General features: G+C 49.1%; 15 protein-coding genes. 4 read left to right on the forward strand and 11 right to left on the reverse strand.

Going from position 1 to position 14,099, the window contains the following annotated elements:
- Positions 1-153: 153 nt before the first annotated feature.
- From GON22_RS21815 to GON22_RS21825, 3 genes are all read right to left on the reverse strand, one after another.
- Positions 154-2,241, reverse strand: coding sequence for a methyl-accepting chemotaxis protein (locus tag GON22_RS21815; RefSeq protein ID WP_160398234.1), 2,088 nt, complete (start codon positions 2,239-2,241; stop codon positions 154-156).
- Positions 2,242-2,492: 251 nt separating this feature from the next.
- Positions 2,493-2,789, reverse strand: a complete 297-nt coding sequence (locus GON22_RS21820) for a hypothetical protein (RefSeq protein WP_160398235.1) — start codon at positions 2,787-2,789, stop codon at positions 2,493-2,495.
- Positions 2,790-2,838: 49 nt separating this feature from the next.
- Positions 2,839-3,690: a serine/threonine protein kinase gene (locus GON22_RS21825; protein ID WP_160398236.1), complete on the reverse strand. Its 852-nt coding sequence runs from the start codon at positions 3,688-3,690 to the stop codon at positions 2,839-2,841.
- Between the two features lie 152 nt (positions 3,691-3,842).
- Between GON22_RS21825 and GON22_RS21830 the strand changes: the two genes are divergently transcribed.
- A complete protein-coding gene (locus GON22_RS21830; protein WP_160398237.1) occupies positions 3,843-4,058 on the forward strand; it encodes a hypothetical protein in 216 nt (71 codons plus the stop codon).
- A 177-nt stretch (positions 4,059-4,235) separates the two neighbouring features.
- Here GON22_RS21830 and GON22_RS21835 read toward each other — a convergent pair whose 3' ends face one another.
- Positions 4,236-4,448, reverse strand: a complete 213-nt coding sequence (locus GON22_RS21835) for a cold-shock protein (protein ID WP_160398238.1) — start codon at positions 4,446-4,448, stop codon at positions 4,236-4,238.
- Positions 4,449-4,529: 81 nt separating this feature from the next.
- Positions 4,530-4,730, reverse strand: a complete 201-nt coding sequence (locus GON22_RS21840; RefSeq protein ID WP_006039518.1) for a cold-shock protein — start codon at positions 4,728-4,730, stop codon at positions 4,530-4,532.
- Positions 4,731-5,037: 307 nt separating this feature from the next.
- Between GON22_RS21840 and GON22_RS21845 the strand changes: the two genes are divergently transcribed.
- Positions 5,038-5,985, forward strand: a complete 948-nt coding sequence (locus GON22_RS21845) for a DNA-primase RepB domain-containing protein (protein ID WP_160398239.1) — start codon at positions 5,038-5,040, stop codon at positions 5,983-5,985.
- A gap of 26 nt (positions 5,986-6,011) precedes the next feature.
- Here the strand turns inward: GON22_RS21845 and GON22_RS21850 are convergent, their stop codons facing one another.
- From GON22_RS21850 to GON22_RS21865, 4 genes are all read right to left on the reverse strand, one after another.
- Positions 6,012-6,845: a permease prefix domain 1-containing protein gene (locus tag GON22_RS21850; protein WP_160398240.1), complete on the reverse strand. Its 834-nt coding sequence runs from the start codon at positions 6,843-6,845 to the stop codon at positions 6,012-6,014.
- Positions 6,845-7,180: a PadR family transcriptional regulator gene (locus GON22_RS21855; RefSeq protein WP_160398241.1), complete on the reverse strand. Its 336-nt coding sequence runs from the start codon at positions 7,178-7,180 to the stop codon at positions 6,845-6,847. Before GON22_RS21855 ends, GON22_RS21850 begins: the two co-directional genes overlap by 1 nt.
- A gap of 120 nt (positions 7,181-7,300) precedes the next feature.
- Positions 7,301-7,918 (reverse strand): hypothetical protein, encoded by a 618-nt coding sequence (locus GON22_RS21860; RefSeq protein ID WP_160398242.1) that lies wholly within the window; start codon positions 7,916-7,918, stop codon positions 7,301-7,303.
- 12 nt (positions 7,919-7,930) lie between these two features.
- Positions 7,931-10,321, reverse strand: coding sequence for a polyprenyl synthetase family protein (locus GON22_RS21865; protein WP_202113442.1), 2,391 nt, complete (start codon positions 10,319-10,321; stop codon positions 7,931-7,933).
- A gap of 305 nt (positions 10,322-10,626) precedes the next feature.
- Here GON22_RS21865 and GON22_RS21870 point away from each other — a divergent pair, with 305 nt between their 5' ends.
- Complete coding sequence (locus tag GON22_RS21870) at positions 10,627-11,151, forward strand: extracellular solute-binding protein (RefSeq protein ID WP_160398243.1); 525 nt, start codon at positions 10,627-10,629, stop codon at positions 11,149-11,151.
- Entirely contained in the window at positions 11,067-12,353 is a 1,287-nt protein-coding gene (locus tag GON22_RS21875; protein WP_160398244.1) for an ABC transporter substrate-binding protein, read from the forward strand. The genes GON22_RS21870 and GON22_RS21875 overlap by 85 nt, the downstream gene beginning before the upstream one ends.
- Before the next feature lie 110 nt (positions 12,354-12,463).
- Here the strand turns inward: GON22_RS21875 and GON22_RS21880 are convergent, their stop codons facing one another.
- Positions 12,464-13,750, reverse strand: a complete 1,287-nt coding sequence (locus tag GON22_RS21880) for a glycoside hydrolase family 18 protein (protein WP_160398245.1) — start codon at positions 13,748-13,750, stop codon at positions 12,464-12,466.
- A gap of 158 nt (positions 13,751-13,908) precedes the next feature.
- Positions 13,909-14,097, reverse strand: coding sequence for a hypothetical protein (locus tag GON22_RS21885; RefSeq protein WP_160398246.1), 189 nt, complete (start codon positions 14,095-14,097; stop codon positions 13,909-13,911).
- Positions 14,098-14,099: the final 2 nt, after the last annotated feature.

Genomic DNA, 14,099 nt, shown 5'->3' on the forward strand with positions numbered 1-14,099 from the left:
GATCGCCCTCCACCTGGAACGGAGGGCGTAAAGCGTTAAACCATACTTTTTTTCCTTTAAATACAGCTCCGATAAAACAAAGAGAAACCCAGCGTTTTGAAAAAACGTGGGTTTCTCTACAATCTGAAGCCCCGCCGATGGCGAGGGCTTCTTTTACATTCTAAAATGGCTAAGCTGTTCTTTCGAAAGCTTCGTCATTTGGAGCAATTCATCTGCCGATTCCAACAATGTTTTCATAATGCCAGCCTGATTCGTCATCGATTCCGAAGCATAGTTCGTATTGTCCGCCGACTGTTTGGAAATGTAGGCAACCTCATGGACCGATGCCGTCACCTGCTCCGTGCTGGCGGAGATATGTTCGGTTAAGGTTGATACCTGCTGTACGCGATCGACTAGACGCTGAGAAGATTCCAGGATGCCCGTGAATATGCCATTGGCAAGATGAATCGCTTGCATGCCATGGCTAACTTCCAGTTCCTCATGTTCCATCGATTCGCCTAAGCTGTTGATTTTGGAAGAGATCGCTTCTAGCTTCCCAGTAATATCATCAGTAGACAGCTTGGACTGATTAGCGAGCTTCTGAATTTCTGCAGCGACTACTGCAAATCCCTTCCCATGCTCTCCAGCGCGCGCCGCCTCGATTGAAGCGTTAAGCGCCAGTATATTCGTCTGTGCCGAGATTTTCGCGATGGTTTCCACAATTTGTTTCACTTGCTCCGATTGGCTCGTTAGAAACTCTACCAATTCGCTTGACTCTTTAACCGACGAGTTGATTTTATTCATTTGGCCAAATGCGCCATCCATCGCCAGCTTGCCCTCCAGCGCTTGCTGATGGGAATGGGTTGATTCTGTCAGCACATCTTGCGCAGACTCGGCGATATGCTGAATGTGCGTCGCAATTTCGTTCATCGCCTTGGAGCTTTCCTCCGAATGGAGAAACTGCGCGCGGCTTCCCCCACTAAGCTCTGCCATCTTCTGATTGATCGTATCCATCTCCGCTACCGTTTCCGTAATGGCTGACGATAATGCAGATGAGGATGCCGTCACTTTATTGCTTGTTGCTTTGCTTGCGCTAATCATATTTTTGAACACTTGAATGACCGTATTAATCGGATTCACGATGTCCCCGATCTCATCCTTCGTATAAGAAACCAGCGTATTGGCCAGATCGCCCTCACTAACCTTGATGAGCGAAGTATTGATGTAACTAATCGATTTTTTGACTGAAATATAGAAGCCAATAAAAATATACAACAAGATCATAAACCCGATAATTACCGCAATGTTAAATACCATCGCTTTGGATTCGTAAGCGTCCACCCGGACCTTAATAAGCTTGTCCAGCACCTTCAACTCCACCTGGTAAAGCTCCGAGTGATGCTTAATAAACGATGCTGACAGCTGCAAATAATCATTCTTGGAAAGCTTCAATGTAGGGGCATGAATCAATTCTTCATTTACAACCTTGGCAAAATTCTCCCGCTCCTGTTCCAGGTTAAGCCGTGAAGCATCGAGCTCTGCGGCTAATGACGGGTTCTCATCGATGACCGATTGAATGCCGTTGCTAATTTCATTCATCGAGTAGTTTAATAGGGATACCAGCTCCAACAGCCCATCGCGCTGCTCGTCCGTTACTGATTTTGTTAATAGATATGAAGAGCCTAAGTCGCGAATTTGTGTGAGCTTTTCCGTTGCAAACGGGATTTTGTTGATGACGCCATCCATGAGGTAGTAGCTGTCTAGATCCGGGTCAAGGATGAGATTCGACGAATCCCCTACTTCTGCGATGAGCTTAACACTCTGGCCAATGACCGTGGTGTAGCTGTTCACCGGGTCAGCGCCGTCCGCCTTCTTCCACGCGCCATAGATGTCATGTATCGTCCCATCCACTTTCAATTCTCCGCCCAGTTTATCATTTACCGCAAACGTTGCTTGAAAGGCTTGTTCGATTTCAGCGTTGTTTTTATCGATTTCCCCATTTATCGCAGCATCATTGCTCGAGGATTGGAGGGAATAAAGTCCCCTTCCTTGCTGAAGCTTCGTTATCAATTGTTGCAAAGGGGCAATATATTCGACGCCCAGCCTCTCTTTCTCATTAAATGAAATGAGCTCGCTTGATTGGCGCTGGTACATGAAAGACATGACAACCATTGGGATAAAAATCAATAATCCAATTACGATAAACTTGTACGCATACCTTAACCTTCGAATTAACTGTTCAGACAACCAAAACAAATTCATTGTTATCCCCCTGTTTTCTAATGTAACATTTCCTAACACGAAGCCAGTCCACCACTAGTTCTGCAACTTTCGACAAAATCCTTTATTTAGCAACGAAATAATTGTATGAATTTGGGCATTTTTCAAACCATCCATGGTTCACATACAAAATGCCCCCAGTATGTTAGATATTATCTAACATACTGGGGGCATGGTTACCTTCTTGAGATTACGCCATATGCGTGCATTTCACTACACGATCGCGGCTTCGCCTATTCATTGACCTTCAATCGTTGCTGTGCCAATAATGCTTGCTTCTCCTTCAGTTGCTTGGACGACTGCGTGAGCAGGGCGTTGATTCGCTCAATGTCCTTCTTCAGCTTAATTTCTCGCGAAATTTTGCTGCTCAAATCGCTGGCCGACTGGCTTGCTTTCTGGTCACGTTGGAGCTGGCTTATTTTCGCAAGCGACTTTTCACGTTTTGTTCGCTGTTCGCGAACGAATGCTTCAATGTCCGCAATCTCTTTCTCTAACCGAGCAATAATCGAGCGGGTAAAACTAATGGCCATTCGGGCACCTCTTAATCCTATAGTCTTGCATGGACTCATTCTACTACGATTACTGCCTCCCGTCCAAGATGGCAGCTAATTCCCGTTCGCATTCCGCTGCTGCCTGCCACCGCTTCTCCAGAAGCCCGCGCACGAATCCCTTCACGGCCGGTTCAAGAACGAGTTCTTCCTCCCAGCCGAGCTCCTCTTGCCCGTCTTCTGCAACATATCCCGCGTACATCAGAAATAAAAATAAATGCCCTAGCCCATACAAGTCACTGCTTGGATAAGGATATCGCATCTGCTGCTTCACAGCACCCCAGCTGTCCGCAAACCCGCTCGGTTCCCCATCCTCCGCCATTTTCTGGCGTTCATCTGGCTGTTCCTCTCCGATGCGGCAGGCTAAGCCGAAGTCGATCAATCCAATCCGTTCGCCGCTCGCCAGTACGTTAGGAATCCGCACATCACGGTGCACAAAGCCAGCTTCGTGTAGATGCTTCAGCGGGGCAAGCAACTGCCGAACTATGAACAACCCTTCCAGTTGCGTGTATGTCCGTCCTTGCCCCATGATTAACTGTTCCAAATTATCGCCATCCACGAATGCCATGATGAGCGATGCTTCACGCCGATGCTTGGCTTGGTTCAGCCATTTCGGAATTTGCGGGTGGTCCAGCTGTTGCATAATCCCGCTCTCCCGCTCCAGCATCCGCCGTGCGATATCGCGCTTGCTTGGCTTCGCCCGCTTCATCAGTACGGTGGCACCAGCCTGCAGGTCGATGCAGCGATACGCTTGGCCATAGCTGCCCATGCCAAGAAACTGCTCGATCCTGTACCTGCCTGCCCATACCATGCCCTGCCGAAGCGGATAATCCAGCCACTCGCTCCTCCATTGCTTCCACCATCTGATGAACCTGATGAACATCCGAATCACTCCCTGCTTCCACATACGGCATTCGGCGCTAATAGGTTCCCATTCCAAACGCGGAGTAGGCTTTTTTTGGCGAAACCCTTCATTTACAATCGCGTAGTATTCTATATGTCACGCAAGCGCAATAAACTTTAGGAGGTCATAGGATGATCAGACATATGTTGCAACGATTGATTGGTTCACTCACCGGCCATAAGCCACACGGCCGTCATGGCCACCACGGGCACGGCAATGGGCACGGATACTACGGCAACAAACATTACAGCAGCAGCGACTATAAAAAAGGCAACTATTATCCGCCACAGCAACCGCCATACGGTCACGGGCACTATAAGAAACGGCATAGCAGCTTTAGCAGCTAAGGCACCGCCAGATCGTTTTCCGCGTAACCATCGAGAAGCTCCAAACGAAGCGTTCAACGCTTCGTTTGGAGCTTTTATTTTGCGTCCAGCCAACTACAAAAAAAACGGCTCGCAGGCCGTTACACTGCGAACCGTTTCAATGGGAAGCTCCTAACCTTCGCGGCTAGGAGCGCCTTTTTATTGCTTGACCTGATTCGGGCTCGTATTCACGACCGCAACCAGCATTTTCTCGCTTTTCACCATCTCGGATTGGCATAGGGAGCATACGGGAGCGACGGATAACGCAAAATTATCCCTCATCCATCCCTTACAATTGTCATCCGTACAAGACCATACTGCGGTAAGCTCATTGGGCACATCCTCAACTGGCCTTTTCCGTGAATAATACATGTGCATCCCTCTTTCTTATCTGATTTGGATGAAGCGATAAAAAAAACGCCCCTAACGAGATGTTCGGGGCATTTGGCTTCTTTACAGTTTTACGACATTCTCAGCTTGTGCGCCGCGATTGCCTTGTACGATATTGAACTCAACGCTTTGGCCTTCGTCCAACGATTTGTAACCGTCGCCTTGGATCGCGCTGAAGTGAACGAATACGTCTTCTCCGCCTTCAACCGAGATGAAACCGAAGCCTTTTTCTGCGTTAAACCATTTCACTGTACCTGTTACCAAACCAATTACCACCTTCAATTAAATTTGCATGACCATCTTGTTCAATAAAACAAAAAATTCACATGGCGTACGAGGGCATTGATCCTTACTTCTAGTCCTCGACGTTATGTGAATGAGGTCACAAGCTCAATATGTCCATTATAACATCTTTCAACCCAAAAAGCTTTTCCAAATATTATTTAATTTTGATCATGAGCCAATTGTGCAAATTGGGTGCGCCATTTTACACGAATGGCTGCCTGCCCGAATATGATTGTTTAGACCTTAACCATAAGCGCAACATTAGCTCACATGGAGGTGTGGTTCATTGGCAGCTAAACCTTATAACCCAATGAAACAGTATGGGGACCATGCGTACCAGTTTATTAAGAAGCTCGGCAGCCAGAAAAACGATCGGCTGCGTTTTTTGCTGGTGCACGACGCTGTTCGCAGGAACGATTATTACAGTGCTTCCAGCGCCTTCACTACCTTTCCCACCATGAGGCTGCAGAAGCCGTTTTATTCCCTAGAAAGCACATCTTCCAAACTCAAGCTTCTTACAAAACGAAATAAGCCTGTCCACGTACTCAAACATAATCGAAACGGATATGCCGTGTTCATGGAAATCAATGACCGGGAAACGAAAACACGCTCGTTCAAGACAGCCCGGGCACAATTCATCGATGTCGACCTAAACAAAATTTCGTATAAATTTCCGACGAAGCGGCAGCTTCATCAGTCGATAAACAACATCCTCACTGATCCTACCGAACAAATCTCCTCCTTCTCCATCTCCAGGGACAACAAAGGCCAATATCGGATGTTGGCTCAGCGCAGCAGGAGGCGCGTGGCTGCATTAAAGCAATCCTTCCTGGCGAGGCATGAGGATGACATTAACGATACGATGATCGTCGAAACAAAGAACGGCTATCATATTTATTGGGTCCTTAAAGACGGCTCTCTCAGCAATTTCGTTCCGATTCAGAAAGCACTAGCCCAGAAGTTCAACTCGGACCCGATGATTACGAACCTCTCCAGAGCCATGCGCATCCCTGGATTTTACCATATGAAAAACCCCGAGAGCCCCTTCATGGTCAAAGTTAAGCAATGGGGCAGGGATGAGCCCTTCACGCAAGAAGAGCTCGTTCAATCGCTTGCGCTTAATCCCGTCTACGCTACGAAGAAGGGAAACAAGGTGAGCAAGCGCCGGAAAGTATCCAAACTGCGTGCGTTAAGGCGAAGAGGACGAATGTCTCGTGCAAAAGTGGGGCGGTAGAGCACTATGGCTCATGAGCAGCCGCCCTAAACAGCCGCTCTAAACCGCCCGATCCTGATTAATTCAACCGCCTTATAGAGCAGATACGCCACGACATTCAATGAGAAGAAACAAACGACCCAAAACACATTCAAACTCCCCCTGCGATGCGCATTCAACACATTCCACAGCCCGAACAGTATCCAGTACAACGCGAAGCAAACGACCCCGGTCACGTATACCGCATGCACCTGCGGTGGATATATGGCTGAATTGTTATAGTAAATGTTCGCGTACCACTGAATGCCCGTCACTTCGGTCTCTATGCGTTGGGGCAGATAGTACACATCCTGGGGATCGTACGGCTCATGCTCAATAGGGTATGCATATTCCGCGATCGGGACCGCACGTTTCTTCTGGGTTAGCAACACGTACCGCACAACGCCCTCATGACGCTCGACATAAGCTTTAAGTACTTCATAGGGAACGCTGTTGGTTTTTCCCATAAGGTCTTCAACTTTATCGAAATCATTGTTCATGTAATCCAAATTTACCAACCCCCGTTCCTCCAGAGCCCGGGATTCGTACACGAAGAAGACGGACAACGCCAAAAATAACACGGAAACGGCCAGCATCCATTTCTTAAAGCTTCTATGGAAGCGGTACTCCCTTCTCAGCTCTGCGTTCAGGTTCGATTCCTCCCCGAATCGCCGCAATGCGATGGCCACACTTTCTTTCTCAGAGTAGCCTTCCAGCCGCAAGGCGTTCACCGACTCGGCTAGATGGCTCCGGATTTCATCTTGGAACGAAGCCATCTCCTCCGATTCCAAATTGACATGCTTGCTCAGCGAATGTACATAACGGTCGATCGCTTTCACCATTAAACCCCCTTATAGAAAAGATCCATCATATTTTTCAGAAAATCCCACTGCTGCTTCCGCTCCGCCAAGTACCGATTGCCTTCCTCGTTAATTCGGTAGTACCTTCTTCTCCCGCCTCCGCTGTCCGTCGCTTCATTCCAATACGACTGCACCATGCCGTTCTTCTCCAGCCGTTTCAATACGATATACAACGTTCCTTCTTTGATCTCAAATGTATGTTCACTGATGTCGCGGATTCGTTTGCAAATTTCATAACCATACAAGTCCTCTTCCTTAAGCTGGCTTAGAATGACGCTCTCGATGTTGCCCTTGATCATTTCCTTATTCAGGTCCAAAACAGCTCCCCCTTCTATGGGTATTTATACCATAAACTACTCTATAGTGTATAGTAGTTAGCATAAAAAAAGCGAACGCATTATCCGCTCGCTTCTTCACCCGCTTAATAGCTTATGCCATTAAAATCTAACGACCTGAGCATACAGTTTCTTCGTGTTTGCCCAAGAGGACAGGATGTAACTCTCATGGTATGGCTTCTCCATAAAGGCATGCCATACTTTCAAACCGTCTTTTTCATCATAGAAAACCGGAAGGTCTTCTCCCGTCTTCAAATCAGCCATCTTTAAACCCGTAATCTGTGGATCAGACATGATGCCGAACATGATCGATGGGAAACCCTCCTTGTCACTTGGAAAAAACTCACCTGTGTACCCATGTCCAGATTTCTTTAGATAAGCGTCTATGCTCCCATACTCACCGCTGTGCTCCATTTTCCATTGGCCACCGGTTCCTTTAACCAAATAAGCAAAACCGATATCGGTATGTTTGAAATCCTGCGGGGCCGTCGCGCTTTTGGGCGCATCCAAATAAAAAACTAAAAGCCCATCATTGTATGGTTTAAGCGATAAAATATTAATCTCATTCGTTGGCGTTGTAGGTATCAGTTTAGCCGCTTCCTCTTCGGTGAGAGCAGCTTCTGTTGGTCCCGTGTTGGAAAACGGATTGCACCACAAGCCCACGGCAACTGTGAGCACAATCAATATAGAAACAGCAATCATAATCGATTTCTTGCCCATACGTTCCTCCACTCACCGATCCCGATGAATCATATAGTTCAATAAGTGCTTCAAAAACGCGTTATATCGTGGCAGCTTCTGCAGCGCATCCAGCGCTAAGCAGTAGTGGTCCCACATCTCCTTCTTCGCGCCTTCTGTCCCGAGGACAGTGGCGAAGCTCGACGTGTTATTGTCCGCATCCAAGCCCACAGGTTTCCCCAGCAAGCTAGCATCCCCTTCTACATCAAGCAGGTCATCCTTAATTTGAAACGCAATGCCGGCGTGATATGCGAATGTTTTCAACACCCCGATCTCCTGCTCAGGAGCTCGGGCAAGAATCGCAGGCATAACAAGCGCAGCTTCAAATGCAATGCCGGTCTTGTAGAAGCAGATCGTGTTAAGCTGCTCCAGCGTCAGCACTTTCCCTTTGGCGTTCAAGTCCATCGCCTGTCCGGCGCACAGGTCCTCGGCTTTCTGGGACGAGTACCGAATTAAGGCGAGAACGTTCTTCGCGTCAAACTGGTCCAGTGACGCTTGCTCCTGCGTAGCCCTCTGGATGAGCAGCAAGCCGGTTAACTCCGCGGTCGCGCTGTCATGCACTTCATGAAGTGTCGAACGCCCTCTGCGGGTAGGCGCATTATCCTGCGACGGCAAATCATCGAAAATCAGGGAAGCCGTGTGCATGTACTCTAACGAACGCAACAGGGGGACGATAGATTCAGCCCGAAGCCCATATTGCTGCACGCCCATCACCCACGTTAAGATTGGGCGCAGCCGTTTGCCGTCACCTGTCAGGCTGTAATTGGCCGCGTCAATCAGCGTCCCTTTCATCGGCGGAATGCCCTCAGGCTTGGTGATTTGCAACGCACGGTTGATCTGCTCCCGAGCCGTTCGGACCGTCTCAGCGAATTCGTCCTTCGACTTTCGCCCAGTTTGGAGTGAAGCGACCATCTGGTCCCGCAACATTTTATCGAAGAAATCAACATCATCCGCCTTGTTCACCATCTGTTGGATGAGCCGATTGAAGATGGGGCTGCCAGAATCCAATATCGCCATCATCTCGTTATACTTTGCCTTGCCCAGCCGTGCTTTACAACGTTTCAAGCCGTTAATGGCACGATTCAAGATGACCTCGCGCGCCCGGGCATCTGAGTGATACACCTCATGAATGAGATGGCTAATGACCGTCCAGTACAATTCGAACGGATTGACCAGATCGGAACGCTGTTCGCGGTATCTTAAATAATACGTGTAAGGCGTCACCGCCCCATCTCTCAAATCGTCCATCATATCCGCAAAATCGTCCGCCAGCTGGTTGTAGATGCCATAATAGAATGTACGGCTTTCGAAGCCCTCGTCCGTAGGAGCATCCATGACCGAACGTGCGATCAGCCGGGACGACGCAGACTTCAAGATGATCGGAATATACAGCTCCTCGTTCGTGTACGATGAGTCGTCCATCACCTTGGCCCGGTCGATTTCTTGGGAGTGAAAGAACACATAGGCCTGCTCAAAAAACAAATGCTGGCTATCCGGCCGTTGATGGCGCTTAATGTATTCGAACGCTTCCCCTAGCTCCGCCTGTATGTATTGAATCAGGGCCGGGTTCGATCCGTTCCACTCACCTAATTCCGGAACCGCGCCGAACTGAAGTGCAGTTCTTATTGCCTGGGAATAATGCGCCTTCTCTTGTGCGGTTAATACCTGCGCATCGAGCAGATCGTCAATGAATGGATAAGTCAGGCCATAGGAATAACCAAGCCTTATCGCTTCATCCAACTTGCGGGCACGCGACTCAGGCGGCTGTGGCTGCCCTTCCTCCATCTCTTCAATCGCATGCAACACTACGCCGAGAATGATCTTCATCAATTTGCGCTGGGCATGCTCTGCATTCATTCCTTCTGGAATGTTGGCCGAGACAGTCTTAAGCTTGCTGACCATCCATATAACGGCGCTTTCCACGCCTTCCTTCTGCGCCCACCTGTACAGCTCCACTATACTGAAAAAAGCTGGCTGCCCTTCCCCGGATGATGCTGCGGAACCGAGCAGGCGCTCCTTCATGTCGGCAACTAGCCGCTGGATTCTAGCTTGCGTGCTTGGCGAATCTATCGCTTGGCCCAAGTCCCTCATATACATATAAGAAACGCTGCGCTTCAAATAATCATCTAATTTGTTCGTATGCTTTAGCCACTGGATATAACGATAATCATCCCCCGCATGCGATTGCCGCCTGCCCCTTACTAACAAGGTTAGCCATGATTGGCGGCGGAGATGGGTTTGTTTCCACTGCTGGATATCTGCTGTCAGGGCAGGCACATACGCCTTCTCCTGGACCTGCATATATAGCGATGCAAAATAGCGGGCAGCCTTCTGTTCAGCAAGCTGATAGCTGGCATCCGCATCAATATTCAATGTTTCATTCATATGGTGTATGCCCTCGGATTCTATTGTTGTAATAACGGTATGCCTGTTACATACGGGAAAACGGTGATCTGGTTACGAATTCACTAGCGAAGCTATGGCATTGCTACCATCCTATTCGCCTTCATTGTAATCTATACGAGCTGATTGAATGATTTTACATTATTCGACATTAATTGATGGGGTTCCTGCCCTTTAAAAAAAGGGATTAAACATACTCAAAATCGTTGGTTTGTGTACTGTTTTCGACGAGCGGCGGAATGGTATTATTACTTCGTGTTGGTAAAAAATAGATTATTTTTTGTTAGATGCCCCACAATCCGGATGGCCCGAATCTGGCAGAATGGCAGCTTGGGCGAATTTATAGCATCAACGCAGACAGCGCGCATCCAGAAGCCGCCTGGGAGTTCGTGAAATATATGAACAGCGAGAAGATGCAACGGGAACTAGCTGCTGGAAGCTTAGTCACCCGAAAGGACCTGAACATGGATTATGACGGCAGATCGGTTCAGCCGTTACTGGATATCCCGCCTACTTTGTCGCGCAACGCGTGGGACGGCATCCCGCTTCCGTTTCTATTAAAGTTCCGTGCACTCGCCAACACAGTCACTGAGAAAGTGCTGCATGATAACATTCCGCTTAAGGACGCGCTCGCTGAGCTGCAAACAGAAGGCCAAGCCGTATGGCTTCAGTTCAAATTTGAAGAAAAATCAGCTTCATCTGAAGCAAAGCAAGGAGCGAATGAATCATGCACAACCGAGCTAAATTTAGGCTACTGGCCGCCTCTATCATCCTATCAATCGTATGCTTGTCCGTTTCAGCATGCTCATTAGGTGAGGAGAAACAGAAAGACGTTCATCTGAAAATCATGTATTGGGATACGGATTCATTCAACAAACGGTTTGGTGATCGATTTACGAAAGAAAACCCTAACATTACAGTTGAAGCGGTCAGCATGCAGCAGCTCTTGCAATCCAGCAATCCGAATGAGTTAAACAACTTAATCGAGCAGCAATCCCCCGATATCCTGCTCCTGAGTGATCAAGTTTATGGGCAAATGGCATTGGATAATAGGCTGCTTGATCTTGAACCGCTTATGTCCGAGGATGGCTATGCGCTGGATGGCTGGAACGATTCCATCGTTCAAGAGCTCCGTGCCCAAGGAGATGGCCGGCTGCTCGGCCTGGCCCCTACATTCCGCAGCAAAGCGCTCTACTATAACCGCAAACTATTCGAGCAAGCCGGCATTCCGATTCCTCGGGACCAGATGACCTGGGAGGAAACTTTCCAACTAGCTGGACGTTTCGGCGGAAGCAACAACGGGCTTTATGGCTTATATGAACCAGACTTCGCCTTCGGACAGCCTTACCGGTTATTCTCCGATATCGGCCGAACGCAAGGGCTAACTGCCATCCAGCCTTCCCAACGAACCGTCACCCTTTCTTCGCCGCAATGGTTATCCATTGCTAACCTGCTGCACACAGCCGTGCAGAAGAAGGCGCTCTATATGGGCAATGGCGACTCCAATGGACGTGACAATCTATTTCTCCAAGGCAAAGCTACGATGGCGTTGGACGGAGACTATCTGCTGGAGCAAATCAAGAATAATCCGGATGTTGCAGGCGATATCGGGCTTGTCACCGTTCCGGTAGACAGTGCGCACGCCGACTCGACACCTTATATATTCTTCGACTCGATCTATGCCATCAACGCGAATAGCGAGCATGCGCCAGAAGCATGGAAGCTTATTCGTTATATTACCGAAACAACGATGAAGGAATCCTCTGCCATGCTCGCCGGCTTGCCTGCCATTATGCCTGCAGAAGCCGGCGATAGCAACTCGCTAGAGGCGTTCTATAAGCTGCAGCCTATTCGTTCCGGTTCGCAGCGCAATGCTATATCCCCTATGTTGCTGAACGCATTTAATCAATTAGCCAATAGCAAGCTCAGTGACATAGTGTCAGGCAAAACAGAAGCGGAAGAAGGTTTGCTGGCTTTGAGCCAGGAGGGCCAACTGCTGCTGCAGAATAAATAAAGCAAAAATCGCCCCTTATCCTGCCATCGGAAAAACACGCTAGTGTTTTTGCCAATGGCCTACGATAAGGGGTGCTTACTTTGTGCCCAAGATGACCTAAGCGGCTGCCGCTACTTCTTGGTCACTATAAAATTATCCTCGATTAATAACCAGTTCTGCGGAAAGCTCAGCCCTAGCTTCCAATAGCTAATGCCCCGAATGCCCAGCTCCTTGAGCAGATCGAACTTAGCCTGAATGGAACGGGCATCCTCGAACCACACCACATGTTCCTTCTTGTTATCATCCCAATAGTTAAAATGTGGGGCTTGCGCCTGCTGGTCGTACAAAATTGCAGCCTTGCGCTCCCTGGCAAGCGCGATCGCCTGCTGGGGGCTGAGTGCTTTCGCATAAGCCCCTCCTGGGACGAACGGCAACGTCCAGTCGTAACCGTATAAGTTTTGGCCCATCATGATTTTGGATGCTGGCATTTCGGTTAACGCATACTCCAGCACATTCCGCACCGGCCCGATTGGCGATACGGGCATCGCTGGACCGCCGCTGTAACCCCATTCGTACGTCATAATGACGACGAAATCGACAATCTGCCCATGCGTTCTGTAATCATGCGCTGTGTACCATTCCCCAGCCTGCGTCGCGCTCGTCTTGGGTGCCAGTGCCGTCGAGATCAGCAGCCCTTCCCGATGAATCCGGTCAGCGGCTTTGCGCAGAAATCGATTGTATGCTTCCCGGTCTTGCGGACGCAAATGCTCTAGATCAAAATGAATATCCCGGAAGCCAAGCTGCCTCGCGGTCCGCATAATGTTGTCCAGCAGCCGGTTCTGCACCTGCTCGTCATTGAGAATAATCCGCCCCAGCTCCGCGCTAAACTGTCCGCCCTCCAAGTTCGTCACGACCATCATCAGCACCGCGCGATTGCGGCTTGCGATCTCAGCCAAGCCGTTCAGCGCGGGCGGCGCGAGCGTCCCATCCCGATTAATGCGGAAGCTGAACGGCGCCAGATACGTCAAATGCGGCGCCGCTTCGCGAGAAGCATTAAGCAAGGCGGGCGCTACGCTATTGCCGCGAGGCTCCACGTAGGCATTAATCTCCGCCGCACGGCGAGGTCTCGGCGGAATGTACAAACGCGTTCCCTCAGCTAGCGTCCCAGTTAACGGAATGCGATTCACATTCGCAAGCGTTTGGGCAGTCGTGCCGAAACGCCTAGCGATGCTTGTCAGCGTGTCGCCAGGAAGCACCCAATAATACGTTCCAACAATCGGAATAACTAGCGTCTGCCCAACGACAAGCGTATCATTAGGCGAGATCTCATTCGCTTCCGTTATCTCATCTATTGAAACCCCATACTCCTGAGACAATTCATAAAGCGATTGGCCAGGCCGAATCACATGAATTTGCATAATAGCCTCCTCCGCTCGGAGAAACCTCGAATTACTGGCATCTATAGACAGTATTCCGAGCCGGCGGTTTTATGCCTGCCCAAGTAACCCGCTTGCATCACACAAAAAAGACACCCGCATGGGTGCCTCCTCTCAATCAATATTGCTTGTCGCTGCTTCTACCTGCTTGTCGTCACTAATTTATCTGCTAGCTCTACGCTCTTGAGCTGTTTCATCTCGTTTACATGAATGTCACTCTTAATTCGATCCGTAATTTCTGAAAGAATAAATTCCGTTTCTTCACCCGTAAACGTATATGCGGTGCTCGGGAACAACTCACTTGCGAAACTCATCGTTTTGCTTCTCATGT

The sequence above is a fragment of the Paenibacillus sp. MMS18-CY102 genome (genome assembly GCF_009789195.1).
Taxonomy (GTDB): domain Bacteria; phylum Bacillota; class Bacilli; order Paenibacillales; family Paenibacillaceae; genus Paenibacillus_T.

Coding starts and splice junctions, on each gene's coding strand:
- GON22_RS21815 (WP_160398234.1), bottom strand. CDS start 2,241: ATGAATTTGTTTTGGTTGTCTGAACAGTTAATTCGAAGGTTAAGGTAT.
- GON22_RS21820 (WP_160398235.1), bottom strand. CDS start 2,789: ATGGCCATTAGTTTTACCCGCTCGATTATTGCTCGGTTAGAGAAAGAG.
- GON22_RS21825 (WP_160398236.1), bottom strand. CDS start 3,690: ATGTTCATCAGGTTCATCAGATGGTGGAAGCAATGGAGGAGCGAGTGG.
- GON22_RS21830 (WP_160398237.1), top strand. CDS start 3,843: ATGATCAGACATATGTTGCAACGATTGATTGGTTCACTCACCGGCCAT.
- GON22_RS21835 (WP_160398238.1), bottom strand. CDS start 4,448: ATGTATTATTCACGGAAAAGGCCAGTTGAGGATGTGCCCAATGAGCTT.
- GON22_RS21850 (WP_160398240.1), bottom strand. CDS start 6,845: ATGGTGAAAGCGATCGACCGTTATGTACATTCGCTGAGCAAGCATGTC.
- GON22_RS21860 (WP_160398242.1), bottom strand. CDS start 7,918: ATGGGCAAGAAATCGATTATGATTGCTGTTTCTATATTGATTGTGCTC.
- GON22_RS21865 (WP_202113442.1), bottom strand. CDS start 10,321: ATGAATGAAACATTGAATATTGATGCGGATGCCAGCTATCAGCTTGCT.
- GON22_RS21870 (WP_160398243.1), top strand. CDS start 10,627: ATGCCCCACAATCCGGATGGCCCGAATCTGGCAGAATGGCAGCTTGGG.
- GON22_RS21875 (WP_160398244.1), top strand. CDS start 11,067: ATGCACAACCGAGCTAAATTTAGGCTACTGGCCGCCTCTATCATCCTA.
- GON22_RS21880 (WP_160398245.1), bottom strand. CDS start 13,750: ATGCAAATTCATGTGATTCGGCCTGGCCAATCGCTTTATGAATTGTCT.
- GON22_RS21885 (WP_160398246.1), bottom strand. CDS start 14,097: ATGAGAAGCAAAACGATGAGTTTCGCAAGTGAGTTGTTCCCGAGCACC.